Source organism: Duganella sp. AC237 (assembly GCF_979254035.1).
The window spans coordinates 157,242-172,163 of the sequence record NZ_CEEDEW010000003.1 but is presented as its reverse complement, the minus strand read 5'-3'; the positions used below and the strand labels follow the sequence as shown (position 1 = coordinate 172,163).

Annotated in this window: 11 protein-coding genes and 1 pseudogene; 7 read left to right on the top strand and 5 right to left on the bottom strand. The window is 64.1% G+C overall.

Translation table 11 applies throughout. The features are described 5' to 3' along the window. The first annotated feature begins 6 nt into the window (after window positions 1-6). The 4 genes from aceK to AC0IYS_RS01120 all read left to right on the top strand — a co-directional run bounded on the left by aceK (window position 7) and on the right by AC0IYS_RS01120 (window position 4,950). A complete protein-coding gene (aceK, locus tag AC0IYS_RS01135) occupies window positions 7-1,842 on the top strand; it encodes a bifunctional isocitrate dehydrogenase kinase/phosphatase (RefSeq protein ID WP_471703459.1) in 1,836 nt (611 codons plus the stop codon). Continuing rightward, the gene (locus AC0IYS_RS01130) at window positions 1,835-3,040 is read left to right on the top strand and encodes an acetyl-CoA C-acyltransferase (protein WP_471703458.1); all 1,206 of its coding nucleotides are present in this window, start codon (window positions 1,835-1,837) and stop codon (window positions 3,038-3,040) included. The genes aceK and AC0IYS_RS01130 overlap by 8 nt, the downstream gene beginning before the upstream one ends. A gap of 3 nt (window positions 3,041-3,043) precedes the next feature. Continuing rightward, on the top strand, window positions 3,044-3,712 hold the full coding sequence (locus AC0IYS_RS01125; RefSeq protein WP_471703457.1) for an SDR family oxidoreductase: 669 nt from the start codon (window positions 3,044-3,046) through the stop codon (window positions 3,710-3,712). A 110-nt stretch (window positions 3,713-3,822) separates the two neighbouring features. Further along, window positions 3,823-4,950: an acyl-CoA dehydrogenase family protein gene (locus tag AC0IYS_RS01120; protein ID WP_471703456.1), complete on the top strand. Its 1,128-nt coding sequence runs from the start codon at window positions 3,823-3,825 to the stop codon at window positions 4,948-4,950. 419 nt (window positions 4,951-5,369) lie between these two features. Here AC0IYS_RS01120 and AC0IYS_RS01115 read toward each other — a convergent pair whose 3' ends face one another. Together AC0IYS_RS01115 and AC0IYS_RS01110 are read right to left on the bottom strand one after the other, a co-directional pair. Next, on the bottom strand, window positions 5,370-6,287 hold the full coding sequence (locus AC0IYS_RS01115; protein WP_471703455.1) for a YihY/virulence factor BrkB family protein: 918 nt from the start codon (window positions 6,285-6,287) through the stop codon (window positions 5,370-5,372). Between the two features lie 21 nt (window positions 6,288-6,308). Next, entirely contained in the window at window positions 6,309-8,024 is a 1,716-nt protein-coding gene (locus AC0IYS_RS01110; protein WP_471703454.1) for an ABC transporter substrate-binding protein, read from the bottom strand. Window positions 8,025-8,131: 107 nt separating this feature from the next. Between AC0IYS_RS01110 and AC0IYS_RS01105 the strand changes: the two genes are divergently transcribed. Both AC0IYS_RS01105 and AC0IYS_RS01100 read left to right on the top strand, forming a co-directional pair. Beyond that, complete coding sequence (locus AC0IYS_RS01105) at window positions 8,132-9,370, top strand: nucleoside recognition domain-containing protein (RefSeq protein ID WP_471703453.1); 1,239 nt, start codon at window positions 8,132-8,134, stop codon at window positions 9,368-9,370. 11 nt (window positions 9,371-9,381) lie between these two features. After that, window positions 9,382-11,013 (top strand): D-alanyl-D-alanine carboxypeptidase/D-alanyl-D-alanine-endopeptidase, encoded by a 1,632-nt coding sequence (locus AC0IYS_RS01100; protein WP_471703452.1) that lies wholly within the window; start codon window positions 9,382-9,384, stop codon window positions 11,011-11,013. On the opposite strand, the gene AC0IYS_RS01095 is transcribed toward AC0IYS_RS01100, so the two are convergent. Next, the gene (locus AC0IYS_RS01095) at window positions 10,980-11,891 is read right to left on the bottom strand and encodes a LysR family transcriptional regulator (RefSeq protein ID WP_471703451.1); all 912 of its coding nucleotides are present in this window, start codon (window positions 11,889-11,891) and stop codon (window positions 10,980-10,982) included. The two genes, AC0IYS_RS01100 and AC0IYS_RS01095, sit on opposite strands and share 34 nt — an antisense overlap. 113 nt (window positions 11,892-12,004) lie before the next feature. Here AC0IYS_RS01095 and AC0IYS_RS01090 point away from each other — a divergent pair, with 113 nt between their 5' ends. Further along, window positions 12,005-12,982 (top strand): aldo/keto reductase, encoded by a 978-nt coding sequence (locus AC0IYS_RS01090; RefSeq protein WP_471703450.1) that lies wholly within the window; start codon window positions 12,005-12,007, stop codon window positions 12,980-12,982. Window positions 12,983-13,300: 318 nt separating this feature from the next. On the opposite strand, the gene AC0IYS_RS01085 is transcribed toward AC0IYS_RS01090, so the two are convergent. Further along, window positions 13,301-13,912 carry a M15 family metallopeptidase gene (locus tag AC0IYS_RS01085; protein WP_471703449.1) on the bottom strand — a complete coding sequence of 204 codons (612 nt, stop codon included), beginning with the start codon at window positions 13,910-13,912 and terminating at the stop codon, window positions 13,301-13,303. 218 nt (window positions 13,913-14,130) lie between these two features. Then, window positions 14,131-14,907 (bottom strand): annotated as a pseudogene (locus AC0IYS_RS01080) (N-acetylmuramoyl-L-alanine amidase); the annotation flags it as partial. Between the last annotated feature and the right edge of the window lie 15 nt (window positions 14,908-14,922).

Here is a 14,922-nt window from a genome sequence, read left to right as displayed (position 1 = left end):
GCGTCCATGACCCAGGCTGCATTCCCAAAACTGCTGCGCTCGCAGATCGCGTTCGACATCGCGCGCACGATCCGCGACGGCTTCGACAAGCACTACCGCCTGTTCCGCCAGACCAGCCGCCAGGCCAAAGAGCATTTCGAGCGCGGCGCCTGGGGCGCGGCGCAGCAGGCCGCCCGCGAGCGGATCGATTTCTACGACCGCCGCGTGCAGGAATGCGTGCAGACGCTGGAGGACGAATACAGCCAGTCCGACCTGACCGACGAGGTCTGGCGCGAACTGAAGCTGCACTACATCGGCATGCTGTCCGACCACAAGCAGCCGGAGCTGGCGGAAACCTTCTTCAACTCGGTGTGCTGCAACATCCTGCACCGCAGCTATTTCCATAACGAATTCATCTTCGTGCGGCCGGTGGTGTCGACCGAGTACATCGAGACCGAGGAGCCGGCGCCCACCTACCGCGTCTACTATCCGGGCACGGACGGACTGGGCGTCACGCTGGAGCGTCTCGTCACCAACTTCCAGCTCGACGCCACATTTGAAAACCTCCCGCGCGACATCGAACAAGTGCAGGCGCGCCTGCAGGAACTGTTCGGCGCCGGGCGGACCGAGCCGAACAACCAGATCCAGGTGCTGTCGAGCCTGTTCTTCCGCAACAAGGGCGCCTACATCGTCGGCAAGGGCATCAACGGCAACAAGGAATATCCATTCGTCTTGCCCATCCTGCACAACCGTCACGGCGAACTGATACTCGACACCGTGCTGTTCGACCAGGAACTGATCACGATATTGTTCTCGTTCACGCGCGCCTACTTCCTGGTGGACATGGAGGTGCCGTCGGCCTATGTGCAATTCCTGCGCACCTTGCTGCCGCGCAAGCCGCGCAGCGAGATCTATACCATCCTCGGCCTGCAAAAGCAGGGCAAGACGCTGTTCTACCGCGACTATCTGCAACACCTGAAACATTCGTCGGACCAGTTCGCCATCGCACCCGGCATCAAGGGACTGGTGATGCTGGTGTTCGCGCTGCCGTCATTCCCCTACGTGTTCAAGGTCATCAAGGATTTCTATCCGCCGCCCAAGGACACCACACGCGCGCTGATCAAGGAAAAATACCTGCTGGTCAAACACCACGACCGCGTGGGCCGCATGGCCGACACCTTGGAGTATTCGAACGTCGCCTTCCCGCGCAACCGCTTCACCGAGGAACTGATCGCCGAGTTGAAACATTTCGCGCCGTCCCAATATGAGGAGGAGGGCGAAAAGATCATCATCAAGCACCTGTACATCGAGCGCCGCATGGTGCCGCTGAACATGTGGCTCGGCAACGCGGACAAGGACGGCAACGACGCCCAGCTCGAACACGGCATCCTCGAGTACGGCAATGCCATCAAGGAGCTGGTCGCCGCCAATATTTTCCCCGGCGATATGCTGTACAAGAACTTCGGCGTCACCCGGCACCAGCGCATCGTGTTCTACGATTACGACGAAATCGAATACATCACCGACTGCAATTTCCGCGATATCCCGGAAGCGCGCAACGAGGAGGACGAGATGGCGTCGGAGCCGTGGTATCCGATCGGCAAGCACGACGTCTTCCCCGAGCAGTTCGGCCGCTTCCTGCTGGGCAACGCGAAGATCCGCAAGTATTTCATGAAGCATCACGCCGACCTGCTGACGCGCGAATACTGGCAGGCGCGCAAGCAACGCATCCTCGACGGCGTCGTCGAGGACGTTTATCCGTATCCGCAGCACATACGGTTCTTCCACGCGAACCAGTCCAACATTCCGGCGGTATCGATCCCGGTGCCGCCACCCTTTATGGAGACGCTAGAAAATGAATGATCCTATTGTTATTGTTGGCGCAGCCCGCACCCCGATGGGCGCCTTCCAGGGCGACTTTTCCGGCAAGGCCGCGCACGACCTGGGCGCGGTGGCGATCGCCGCAGCCGTCGAACGTTCCGGCATCGACGGCAAGCTGGTCGAACACGTCTACTTCGGCAACTGCCTGATGGCCGGCCAGGGCCAGGCGCCCGCGCGCCAGGCCTTGTTGAAAGCAGGCCTGCCGGCGTCGACCGGCGCCGTCACGCTGTCCAAAATGTGCGGCTCGGCAATGCAGGCCGCCATCTTCGCCCACGACCAGCTGGTCGCCGGCAGTGCCGATGTGGTGATCGCCGGCGGCATGGAATCGATGACCAACGCGCCGTATCTGATTCCCAAGGCGCGCGGCGGCTACCGCATCGGCCACGGCATGATGTTCGACCACATGATGTACGACGGCCTCGAGGACGCTTATTCGCGCAACGAGAAAACCGGCGAAGGCCGCTCGATGGGCACGTTCGCCGAGGAGTGCTCGGCCAAGTACGAATTCACCCGCGAGGCGCAGGACAACTTCGCCATCGAATCGGTCAAGCGCGCGCAAGCCGCCACCAACGAAGGCTGGTTCAAATGGGAAATCGCGCCCGTGACCGTGAGCAGCCGCGCCGGCGACACCGTCATCGACAAGGACGAGGGCCCGCTGAAGGCCAGGATCGAGAAGATCCCGACCCTGCGCGCCGCGTTCAAGAAGGACGGCACCATCACGGCGGCCTCGTCGTCGTCGATCAACGACGGTGCCGCCGCGCTGGTGATGATGCGCGAATCGACCGCCAAGCAACTGGGCGCGACCGTCATCGCCAAGATCCATGGCCACGCCACGTTCGCGCAGGAACCGAACCTGTTCACCACGGCCCCGATCGGCGCGGTGGAAAAGCTGTACAAGAAGATCGGCTGGGCCAGCCGCGACGTCGACCTGTTCGAGATCAACGAGGCGTTCGCCGCCGTGCCGATGGCCGCGATGCGCGACCTCGACATCCCGCACAGCAAGATCAACGTGCACGGCGGCGCCTGCGCGCTGGGCCACCCGATCGGCGCCTCGGGCGCGCGCATCATCGTCACCCTGATCGGCGCGCTCAAGCGCACCGGCGGCAAGAAGGGCGTGGCCGCGCTGTGCATCGGCGGCGGCGAGGCCACCGCCATGGCCATCGAACTGGTGGAGGCATAAGCGATGGCGACCGCACTCATCATCGGCGCCTCGCGCGGCATCGGGCACGAGCTCGTCAAACAATACCTGGCCGACGGCTGGCGCGTGATCGCCACCGCCCGCAAGGCCGAGGACTGCGCCGCGCTCGGCGCGCTGGGAGCCGAGCCGCACCAGCTCGACGTCACCGACGTCGAAGCGTGCGCCGGCATCGGCTGGAAGCTCGACGGCGAGGAACTCAACGTCGCCATCCTGAACGCCGGCGTGTACGGCCCGCGCCACGACGGTTTCCCGTTGCAGACCGATTTCGATACGGTGATGCACACCAACGTGCTGGCGGCGATGCGCCTGCTGCCGATCATCGCGCCGATGGTGGGCGCGGCGCGCGGCAAGCTGGCGGTGCTGTCGTCGAAGATGGGATCGCTGAGCGAACGCAGCAGTCCCAGCGGTTCGCTGTACCGCGCCAGCAAGGCCGCCTTGAACTCGGTGCTGATCGACACGGCGCTGGTGTTCGGCAAGCAGGGCGCCACCTGCGTGGCGTTCCATCCCGGCTGGGTGCGCACGGAGATGGGCGGCGAGGGCGCCGACATTTCGGTGGAGGAAAGCGCCGGCGGCATCCGTGCGACGCTGGCAGCGCTGCCGGCGTCGGAGCGCGCCGTCTACCGCAACTACGACGGCAGCGAGATCGGCTGGTAACGACGCACCCATCAACGGCGAAACCCGCACAGCCAGGCGGAGACGTACCCCGTACGGGGTACGTCCCCAGCATCCGGGGTGCGGGTTAAAAATTAAAAACAAGAGACGACATGATACTGACCGAAGAACACGAAATGATCCGCGACGCCCTGCGCACCTTCGCGCAGGAACGACTGGCGCCACAGGCCGCCCGCTGGGACAAGGAACACCACTTCCCGAAAGAGGAATTGAAGGAACTGGCCGCGCTGGGTGCCTTCGGCGTCGCGGTGCCGGAAGCCCTGGGCGGCGCCGGCATGGACTACGTCTCGCTGGCGCTGGTGCTGGAAGAAATCGCGGCCGGCGACGGCGGCACCTCCACCATCATCTCGGTCAACAACTGCCCGGTGTGCAGCATCGCCATGATGTACGCCAACGACCGGCAGAAGGAACAATGGCTGCGTCCCCTGGCGCAAGGCGACATGCTGGGCGCCTTCTGCCTGACCGAACCGCACACCGGCAGCGACGCCGCCGCGCTGCGCACCACCGCCACCCGCGATGGCGGCGACTACGTCATCAACGGCGTCAAGCAATTCATCACCAGCGGCAAGTACGCCGACGTCGCCATCGTGCTGGCCGTCACCGACAAGGCCGCCGGCAAGAAGGGCATCAGCGCGTTCTGGGTGCCGACGTCGACACCGGGCTACACCGTCGCCGGGCTGGAGCAAAAGATGGGACAGCACTCGTCGGACACGGCGCAGATCCTGTTCGAGAACTGCCGCATCCCGGCCGACAACCTGATCGGCGAAGAAGGCCAGGGCTACAAGATCGCGTTGTCGGGACTGGAGGGCGGCCGCATCGGCATCGCCTCGCAAGCGGTCGGCATGGCGCGGGCGGCGTACGAAGCGGCGCTGACGTACGCGCGCGACCGCGAAAGCTTCGGCAAGCCGATCTTCGAGCACCAGGCGGTGCAATTCCGGCTGGCCGACATGGCCACGCAAATCGAAGCGGCGCGCCAGCTGATCCGCCACGCCGCCTCGATGAAGGACGCCGGGCTGCCCTGTTTAAAGGAGGCGGCGATGGCCAAGCTGTTCGCCTCCGAGATGGCGGAAAAAGTCTGCTCCGACGCGATCCAGGTGCACGGCGGCTACGGCTACGTCTCCGACTTCCCGGTCGAGCGCATCTACCGCGACGTGCGCGTGTGCCAGATCTACGAAGGCACCAGCGACATCCAAAAGCTCCTCATCGCCCGCGCGCTGTAAAAGCAACTCCGGGGTCAAGTCTGACATTCGGACACGAACTGAAGCATTGTGTAGTAGAGCCCGTGTCCGAATGACAGACTTGACCCCCGAATTTTTACGAAAACGCGGACGAAAAAAAAGCCCGTATCTCAACGGGCTTCGTTCCAATGTATTACCAATGCTTTAATCGTGCCGTCGTCCAGTGCTATCTGCAAAGTGACTTCAGCGTTTCTCGGACGCCCATGCTATCTGCATGGTGCCTCCAACGTGTAAAACGACCAATGTATTCGAAACTACAACTCCAGGTAGCGCCAGCTGTGATCCGCTCTTACACATATCGGACTACGGCGCTCGCCTCGGACGTGGGACTGAACGCTTGGAAACCAAGAGAACCTCAACCACGAACGTAGTGTAACACAGTTGTTTGTGCGACGCACAAATTATTTCATCTCTGTCGCTTCCGTGGTCAGCGGCGTCGGAGTGCGGCGGGGCTTGTGGCGGCAGGCCCGTTCGAACTCGGAAATCACCTGGGCGCCGAACAGCAGCAAGGTGGCGCCGATTTCCAGGCTGAACATGACGATGATGGCCGTCGTCATCGAGCCGTACACCACGTTCACCTGCGACAAGGTCGAGAAATACCACACCAGGATGTGGCGCGCCAGTTCCCACAGCAGCGCGGCCGTCACGCCGCCGATCAGGGCGTGCGACAGGGACAAGCGGCCCACCGGCATGACCAGGTAGATGGCCGTCAGCACCAGCACCTCGCCGCCCAGGCCCAGCATGTACAGCAGCGCGCCGGACACGCCCTCGAGCGACCAGTCATAGCCGAACAGGTGCACGCTTTCCTCGCCCATCACTTGCAGGCTGCCGGCCACCAGGGTCACCAGCAGCATGCCCACGCCCAGCGACAGGATGAAGCAGTACGGCATGATGGCCGAGATCAGAAAGCGCCGGCGCTTGATCTCGACCCGGTGCTTGAAGATGACCGACATGGCATTCTCCAGCACCGTGAAGGCGAGCGAGCTGAAAAAGATCATGCTGACGAGCAGCACGCCGCCGACCACGTCGCGGTGTTCGAGGAAATGCCCGACCTCGGTGACGAACGGTTTCGTTTGTCCGGGCACCAAATAGTTTAGATAGCGCCCCACCGTTTCCAGCAGCACATCCTGGTCGATGACGTGCGACAACGCCACCACCACCAGCATCAGCAGCGGGACGATCGATAGCAAGGAGTAATAGGCCACCGCGCCCGCCAGCAGCAGGCCTTGGTTGGCGCGAAAGCCCTTGAGGCATTGCACCAGGAAGTCCATGGGGTGGGTCAGCACGTAGGCCAGGCCCCGGCGATTGAGAAATTTCATTTGTCCATTCTACGCGGCAGCTCAGCGCGGGGTCTGTGCGTCGACGTCCAGATAGCGCCAGTTGGTGAATTCCACCGGGTGGCGCGTGTAATGTTTGAGCCATGGCTGCTGCAAATCGGCGGCGATCGGATGCGTCAGCAGCACCCATGGCGTGTACGCGTGAATGATCTGCGCCATTTCATCATACAACCTGGTGCGCGCCGGCGACTCCCCCATCGTGCGGGTTTGCTCGTAGCGCTGATTGTAGGCCGGCAGGTTGAAGCGGGCGTAATTCGGTCCCGCCTTGTTCGGGCCGTACAGCAATTGATAGAAATTGTCGCCGTCGGGGAAGTCGGCCACCCAGTTGGTTTCGAACATCATCACGTTGCCCAGGCGCGAGGCTTTGATGATCTCGGTCTTCTTGTCGCTCTTGAAGGTGACGTTAAGGCCGATCGCGTTCAGATTCTTGCGCCACAGTTCGTCGCGCAGGCGGCCCACCATCGACGGCTCGGTGTGCATGACCAGGGTCAGCGGCTTGCCGTCGGGCAGGGTGCGGAAGCCGCCCGCGCCTTTTTTATAGCCGTAGCGGTCCAGCAGCGCGTTGGCCAGCGCCGGATCGTAGCCGACCGGGCTGCGGTACGCCGGATCGTAGCCGAGCACGTTCGGGGGCAGCGGCGTCTGGGCCCGCAGCGCCAGCCCCTTTTTCATCTGGGCGATGTCCTCGGCGCTGTTGTAGCTGAGCGCGATGGCGCGGCGCAGCGCCACCTTGTCCTTGCCGTAGCCGCCGATCAACGGGTTCTCCATGTTCATCCACATGTAATAGGTTTGCAGCACGGGGAAGGGCGACAGTACCAACCCCTTGCGCGCCAGCTCGGGCTTCAAGGTGGGCTCGGCGTCGTCGGTCAGCACCATTTCCTTCATCGATTCGGGCAATTGCTCGAGGAAATCGAATTCGCCGTTCAAAAAGCCCAGCACCCGCGACTGGTATTCCTCCATGATCTTGATGTCGACCCGGTCGACCAGCGGCAAGCGCCGACTTTGGAAATACACCGGCCGGAAGTCGCGGTTGGCCAGCAGCGAGATCTGGTCGCTGCGCTTCCACGTGCCGATCTTGAACGGGCCGGTGCCGACCGGGTGGTTGCCGACCTGAACGCCGTACGCCTCGACCACCTCGCGCGCCACCACGCCCGTGGCGGGAATGGCCAGGTAAAACAGGAAGTTGGGATCGGCGGCGTTGAGCCGGATGCGCAAGGTGAACTTGTCCACCGCCTGCAGGCCGGCGATGTCGACGTCGTAGCCGAAGCGCGCCTTGAGCGCGGCGTCGCCGACGATTTTTCCTTCCAGCAGGAAGCTCCACGGCGACTTGAGCGCCGGATCGTACAAGCGCTTGAGGCTGTAGACGTAATCCTGCGCGGTCACTTGCCGGCGCGCGCCCTTGAACGCGGGATCGGCGGTGAAATACACGTCCTGCCGCAGGTGGAAGGTGTAGGTCAGGCCGTTGTCCCCGACCGTGGGCATGGCCGTCAGCGTGTTCGGCTGCAATTTGACGGGACGGGCCAGGTAATCGTAGCGCAACAGCGGATCGAACAGGTTTTCCAAGAGGCTGAGGCTGGCGATGTCGGAGGCGACCGCCGGATCGAGGCCGGTTTCGCCGGTGCTGAGGAAGGCGCGCAGGACTTTGGGGGCGGCCGCGGGCGTCGCCGGCGCGGCAAGCCCGACCACCAGCGCCAGCACGGCCGCTGCATAACTTTTCAGCATGGCATCCATTTCACATCGCATACGTAAAGCGGCAGCTTATAACTTTTTCCGCGTGCCGACCCGCTATACTTTGCCTGTCGCCCACAGTTTCAAGAAAATCCGCACATATGTCGCTCAATTACATCTGGTCTGGCTTCTTCCTCGTCGGGTTCGCCGCCGCGCTGGCGCAGTTCCTGTTCATGGGCGACACGGAAATTTTCAAGCGCATCATCGACGGCACGTTCGAGTCGGCCAAGAGCGGCGTGATGGACATCGCGCTGCCGCTGGCCGGCGTCATGACCCTGTGGCTGGGCATCATGAACATCGGCGAGAAGGCCGGCGCCGTCAACCTGCTCGCGCGCGTCATCGCGCCGTTCTTCTCGCGCATCTTTCCGGGCGTGCCGAAGGACCATCCGGCCACCGGCCACATGCTGATGAACTTCTCGGCCAACCTGCTGGGCCTGGACAACGCGGCCACGCCGTTCGGCCTGAAGGCGATGGAAAGCCTGCAAACGCTCAACCCCAGCAAGGACGAGCCGACCGACGCCCAGATCCTGTTCCTCGTGCTGCACACCTCCGGCCTGACCCTGATCCCGGTGGCGATCATGGCGCAGCGCTCGATCCTGGGCGCGGCCGACCCGTCCGACATTTTCATTCCGTGCATGATCGCCACCTATGTGGCCACCGTCACCGGCCTGATCGCCGTGGCGATCCGCCAGCGCATCAACCTGTTCGACCGCGTGGTCCTGAGCTGGCTCGGGTGCAGCACCGCCGCCATCGCCGCGCTGATCTGGTATTTCACCCAGGTGCTCACGCGCCCGGAGATCGAACTGTTCTCCAAGGTCTTCAGCAACCTGGTCCTCATCGGCGTCATCGGCGGCTTCATCATCGGGGCGCTGTGGAAGAAGGTCAACGTCTACGAAGCCTTCATCGAGGGCGCCAAGGGCGGCATCCAGACCTCGCTAACGGTCATCCCGTATCTGGTCGGCATGCTGGTGGCCATCAGCGTGATCCGCAACGCCGGCCTGTTCGGCTTTATCGTCGAGGGCTTCAGCTGGCTGTTCGGCGCGCTCGGCTTCAACACCGATTTCGTGCCGGCGCTGCCGACCGCGCTGATGAAGCCGCTCAGCGGCAGCGGCTCGAAGGCGATGATGATCGACGCCATGCAAACCTATGGCGTCGACTCCTTCGTCGGCCGCCTCGCCTGCGTGTTCCAGGGCTCGGCCGACACCACCTTCTACATCGTCGCGCTGTACTTCGGCTCGGTCGGCATCCGCAAGACGCGCTACGCGATCTCGTGCGGCCTCATCGCCGACTTCGCCGGCGTCGTCACCGCCATCGCCGTCGCCTACGTCTTCTTCCATTGAACGGATTAACCATGTTTCGTCGTCTTATCCTCGCCAGCGTGGGGGCGTTCATCGCAGCCGGCGCCGTCCACGCCGCCGACCTGCCGGAGCCGGTCGCGCGCCTGATGCAATCGGCGCAAATCCCGCCCGAGGCCGCCGGTATCCTGGTCATGCGCGGCGACACCACGCTGATCTCGCACAACGCCCAACAAAGCATGCAGCCGGCTTCGACCATGAAGCTGTTCACCACCTTGACGGCGCTCGAGCAACTGGGGCCGGTGTTCCGCGGCCGCACCGAAATGCTCACCAGCGCAGCGGTCGTCAACGGCGTGCTGCAGGGCGACCTGATCCTGCGCGGCGGCGCCGACGCCGACTTCAACGAGGACGTCCTCGGCCACATGCTGCGCGCGCTGCGCAATCAAGGCATCAAAAACATCAAGGGCGACATCGTGCTGGACCGGCAGCTATTCCAGCCGTCGCGGCCCGACCTCGGCCAGCCCCAGTTCGACGAATATCCCTGGGCGTACTACAACGTCGTACCGGATGCGCTGCTGGTCAACACCAACCTGCTGAAGGTGGAGATGCGCTCGGTCGGCGGCAAGCTGTCGCTGGCGATGATGCCGGACCTGGACCAGGTCAGCGTGCGCTCGGAAATGGCGGCCAGCGACGCGCCCTGTCCGGCGTGGGAAAACGGCTGGCGCAATCCCGACTTCAAGCGCAGCGGCGACAAGATCGAAGTGGTGTTGCATGGCAGCTTCCCCCGCGATTGCGTCAAATCGATCAGCATCAACGTGCTCGACCCGCACGATTATCTGGCGCGACTGGTGCGCCTCACCTGGCAAAAACTGGGCGGCACGTTGAAGGGCGAGGTGCGCGAAGCAAGCGCGCCGACGCCGCCCGCGCTTGAGGCACAGGCACCGGCCGCCAATGCCTCCAATGCCGACACCGACGCCACCGCCGCCACGAACGTACCCACCGCGCCGCCAGCGGCCGTGGCCGCGCCGGCCACCACGCCGGTGCTGCGCCTGCTGGCCGAACACGTCTCGCGGCCGTTGCCGGAAGTGCTGCGCGACACCAACAAAAACTCCGACAACACCTTGGCGCGCACCATCTTCCTGAGCCTGGGCAGCCTGGAGGCCGACCCGGTCCTCGGCAGCCGCCCGCTGCCACCGGACGCCGCCCAGCCCACCACGGCCGCGCGCGCGGAGGCGGCGATCCGCACCTGGCTGCAACAACACGCCATCGACGGCAACGGCCTGGTGATAGACAACGGCTCGGGCCTGTCGCGCACCGCGCGCGCCACGCCGGCGCAGGTGGCCGGTGTGCTGCAGGCGGGCCTGAAAAGCCTGTGGATGCCCGAGTTCCTCTCCAGCCTGCCGATCGCGGCCACCGACGGCACCATGCGGCGGCGCCTCAAGGACAGTCCGGCGGCGATGCGCGCGCGCATCAAGACGGGCAGCCTCAAGGGCGTGATCGCCATTGCCGGCTACGTGCAGGACGCCAACAACCAGCCCGTCATCGTGGTCGCCATGCTCAACGACGAGCACGTCGCCAACGGCGCCGGCCGCGCGGTGCTCGACGCGCTGATCGACTGGGTGGCGCGCTCCGGCGTGCCGGCGGCCGCGGTCCCCTATGCGCCGAGCGCGCCTTCGGCCACCAGGTAATCGATCATGGCCCGCACCTTCAGCGCCAAGTGCGGGCCGGGCATGTAGACCGCGTGCACGGTGCCCGCATACGGCTCGTCGAACGTCCAGTCCGCCAATATCCTTATCGCCCGCCCCTGCGCCAGCGCCGCCCGCGCGGTGAAGTCGGGCACCAGGCCGATACCCCCGCCGGCCTCCACCACGGCCATCAGCGCCGCGCTGTTATTGATCGTCAAGCGGGACGGCACGCGGATGCTGGCGATGTCCGGACCGCCCGTCCCCTCGCGCCGCATGGTCCAGGCGGCGCCGAAACGCGCATAGCCCAGATAATTGCAGCGATGACCGGGCAACTCCTGTGGCGTGGCCGGGGTCCCATGCGCGGCCAGGTATTGCGGCGACGCCACCAGCAGATAGCGCATCGGCCCCAGCGGCCGCGCGGCCAGCCCCGGCGCCAGGTCGGCCGAGATGCGGATCGCCAGGTCGATGCCCTCCTCGATCAGATCGACATTGCGGTCCACCAGCGACAGGCGGACATCGACCTCCGGATAGCGGTCCAAAAACGCCGGCAGCAAGGGCGCCAGCCACAGCTGACCCAGCACCACCGGCGCACTGATGCGCACCACGCCGTTCGGCCGCGCGCTGTAGCTGCCGGCCAGCGCGTGGATCTCGCGCGCCGTGTTGACCATGCGGACACAGGCTGCGTGCACCTGTTCGCCGAGTTCCGTCAGCGACACCGAGCGCGTGGTCCGCTGCAACAGCCGCCCGCCAATATAAGTTTCCAGCCGCGACACGTGGCGGCTGACTGCCGATGTGGTCAGGCCCAGGTGGCGCGCGGCGGCCGAGAATCCTCCGCTGTCGACCACCTGCGCGAAGATCGCCATTTCCTTCAGCATTTCCATAATTGAGCCGCCTCACCGTTGCACCTGCATCAATAATGCTTTGCATTTTAATCGGATTGTGGATTTTTTAGATGGTGGCATACTGAATCCCATCCAACCGACAGGAGGTCAACATGAAACAACGCAATTTAGGTAGCCAAGGACTGACGGTCTCGGCGCAGGGCCTCGGCTGCATGGGCATGAGCAACACCTACGGCCCTGCCGACCAGAATGAAGCGGTTGCCACCCTGCACCGCGCGATCGATCTCGGCGTCAATTTCTTCGACACGGCCGAGCAATACGGTCCCTACGACAACGAGGCGCTGCTGGGCCGCGCCTTCGCCGGGCGTCGCGGCGAGGTCATCCTCGCCACCAAGTTCGGCTTCGACATCCGCGATGGCAAGACTGTCGGCGTCACCAGCGACCCGGCCGGCATCCGCGCCAAGGTCGAAGGCTCGCTGCGCCGGTTGAACACCGACTACATCGATTTGCTGTACCAGCACCGCATCGATCCTCTGGTGCCGGTGGAGGACGTGGTGGGCGTGATGGCCGATCTGGTGAAGGAGGGCAAGGTGCGCTATCTGGGGCTGTCCGAGGCGGGGGTGGCCAACATCCGCCGCGCGCACGCGGTGCACCCGATCAGCGCGGTGCAGAGCGAGTATTCGCTGTGGGAGCGCAACCTGGAGGCGGACGTGATCCCGGTGCTGCGCGAGCTGGGCATCGGGCTGGTCGCGTTCAGTCCGCTGGGACGGGGCTTCCTGGCCGGCAGCGCCAAGCGCGCGGAGGAATATCCGGCGAGCGACTTCCGCCATCTGGACCCGCGTCTGCAAGGCGAGAATTTCGACCGCAACATGCAGGCGGCGGCCATCGTGCGCGAGCTTGCCGACGCGCGGCAGGTCACGCCGGGCCAGATCGCGCTGGCGTGGGCGATGCACAAGGGCGACGACATCGTGACGATCCCAGGCACGCGCCGCCGCACCTACCTGGAGCAGAACGTGGCAGCCGCCGGGATCGCGCTCGACAGCCGCGAGACGGAGGTACTCGACAACGCGCTGAAGCAGGTCGCGGGACCGCGCTACAGTCAGGAGCGGATGGCGATGGTGGACCGGTAACGGTGAGACTGATCCCGAACGACTCCGGGGGCAGTAGCCTGAAAAAGCCGGATTTACTAATCCCTGCTATTCGCAACTAACCTTTACTACTCCGCTCTGTCTATTACTAAAATTCCTATGCAACACACTAAAACTTACTAAATTATCGCGACACCTGAGAAATAGTACGAATTAGCGCTTTTTAGTGTTCGGAGTAGCAGCAAAGAGCACGAAATAGTGGGGAATAGCGCAGTGTAGTAAGAAATAGCAGGTTTTAGTAAAAGCTGAAAAAAGAGCTCCCCTCCCTCGCTGCCGGGTGGCGGGGCCTCAGGGGAGGTTCTACAGTACGCGGGCGTAATCGCGCCGAACCAACAGCCGATCTCCACAGTCGAAATGCCACCATTCGCTGTTGATGCCGACAAAGCCGGCCTGGAACATCGCGCCCCGCAGCCAGCGGCGGTTTTCGATGTGGTGCACGCTCAGCTCGCCCCGCGCCAGCAATAGTGCCTCCTTGGCCGGATGCGAGCGCTCACTCAAGTCGTCGAAGCCGGTCCCCATGTCCAGCTCGCGGCCTTGGGCGCCCACCAAGGTGACGTCGAGCGCCATGCCGAACGAGTGGATCGAGCCGCGCACCGGGTCGGCGATGTAGCCGAGCAGATCGGTTCCCTGCAGTGCTTGCCAGAGTTGCTCCTGCACCCGTTGCGGGCGCAGGGCGTCCAACACTAAAAACTTGTAATCCGGACGGCGCGCCGCCAGCCATGCGACCGCCCGCTCGAGCGCGGCGGCCGCATCTTTATGCAGGAAGCTGCAATCCAACGGCGAATAGAGATCCCTGCCGACAAAGTTGTCCGGCGTGGCGTAGCGCAGATCGACGGCGATGCCCTGGATGGTGTCGAGACGACGGAAATCTGGGTGGCCGGCAATCGTTTCGCAGTGGATGGGAGACGTCATTGCAGGCACCCGGTGGCTTATTGCGACTCGACCGGCTCGGTGGGCGGCACCGGCTGCGAAGGCACGGCCGGAGTCACCGGCGTTGGCGCGGGCGCGACCGGCGCAGGCGTTGCGGGCAGCGTGACGGGTGTTGGCGTCACCGGTGCTGGCGTCGCAACCGCCGGCGCGAGCCCTGCCCCTTGCGCCGGCAGTGCAGGCAGCGGACTGGTCAACACATCCAGAATCGCCGCCGTCTCCGCATCCGGCACGCCGTCAAACAACGACTGCCGATACTTCGACTGGAACACCGTCAACACATTGCGCGTGGCCTGATCGAACTGTCCGGTCTGCGGCACCGCGTAGCCATGCTGCGCCAGCTTCAGCTGGAACCACAGCACATCCGGCAACTGCTGCTGATACCCCGGCAGGCGCGCGGCCACGCGGCTCGGCTCCGGCCACGTGATCAGTCCTGCGTCCGCCAGCTGCTTCCACGGGAACAACGGCCCCGGGTCCTGCTTGCGCTGCGGCGCGATATCGTTGTGGCCGAGAATGTTCTCCGGCTTGATGCCATGGCGCTTGACGATATCCTTGAGCAGCAAAATCAGCTGGTCGATCTGCGCCTGCGGGAACGGATACCACACCCGTCCCTGCGGCGATTCGGTGAAGCCGCGATTGACGATCTCGATGCCGATCGACGCCGAATTGAGCTGGTTGTAGATCTTCCAGCTGCTGATGCCGGCGTGGTTGGACTGCCGCGACTCGTCGACCAGCGCGTAGAAGAACGGGTGCTCGGTGTCGGTCAGCAAATAATGCGCGCTGACATCCTGCTGCGTCAGTATCTTGATCGAGCGCGGCAGGTCCGACACCGTGTAGTGAATGATGATGTACTTGACCCGATCGCTCTGCCCGCGCGAACTCAGGCTGCGGTCGATGCGCGGCTCGGACGGCGGCACGGTGGCGCAACCGGCCAGCAGCGCCATCATGGTGGACAAAACGGTCAACGGAACAATCTTCATGGGCAATCTCGGCAG

Coding starts and splice junctions, on each gene's coding strand:
- aceK (WP_471703459.1), top strand. CDS start 7: ATGACCCAGGCTGCATTCCCAAAACTGCTGCGCTCGCAGATCGCGTTC.
- AC0IYS_RS01130 (WP_471703458.1), top strand. CDS start 1,835: ATGAATGATCCTATTGTTATTGTTGGCGCAGCCCGCACCCCGATGGGC.
- AC0IYS_RS01125 (WP_471703457.1), top strand. CDS start 3,044: ATGGCGACCGCACTCATCATCGGCGCCTCGCGCGGCATCGGGCACGAG.
- AC0IYS_RS01120 (WP_471703456.1), top strand. CDS start 3,823: ATGATACTGACCGAAGAACACGAAATGATCCGCGACGCCCTGCGCACC.
- AC0IYS_RS01115 (WP_471703455.1), bottom strand. CDS start 6,287: ATGAAATTTCTCAATCGCCGGGGCCTGGCCTACGTGCTGACCCACCCC.
- AC0IYS_RS01110 (WP_471703454.1), bottom strand. CDS start 8,024: ATGCTGAAAAGTTATGCAGCGGCCGTGCTGGCGCTGGTGGTCGGGCTT.
- AC0IYS_RS01105 (WP_471703453.1), top strand. CDS start 8,132: ATGTCGCTCAATTACATCTGGTCTGGCTTCTTCCTCGTCGGGTTCGCC.
- AC0IYS_RS01100 (WP_471703452.1), top strand. CDS start 9,382: ATGTTTCGTCGTCTTATCCTCGCCAGCGTGGGGGCGTTCATCGCAGCC.
- AC0IYS_RS01095 (WP_471703451.1), bottom strand. CDS start 11,891: ATGGAAATGCTGAAGGAAATGGCGATCTTCGCGCAGGTGGTCGACAGC.
- AC0IYS_RS01090 (WP_471703450.1), top strand. CDS start 12,005: ATGAAACAACGCAATTTAGGTAGCCAAGGACTGACGGTCTCGGCGCAG.
- AC0IYS_RS01085 (WP_471703449.1), bottom strand. CDS start 13,912: ATGACGTCTCCCATCCACTGCGAAACGATTGCCGGCCACCCAGATTTC.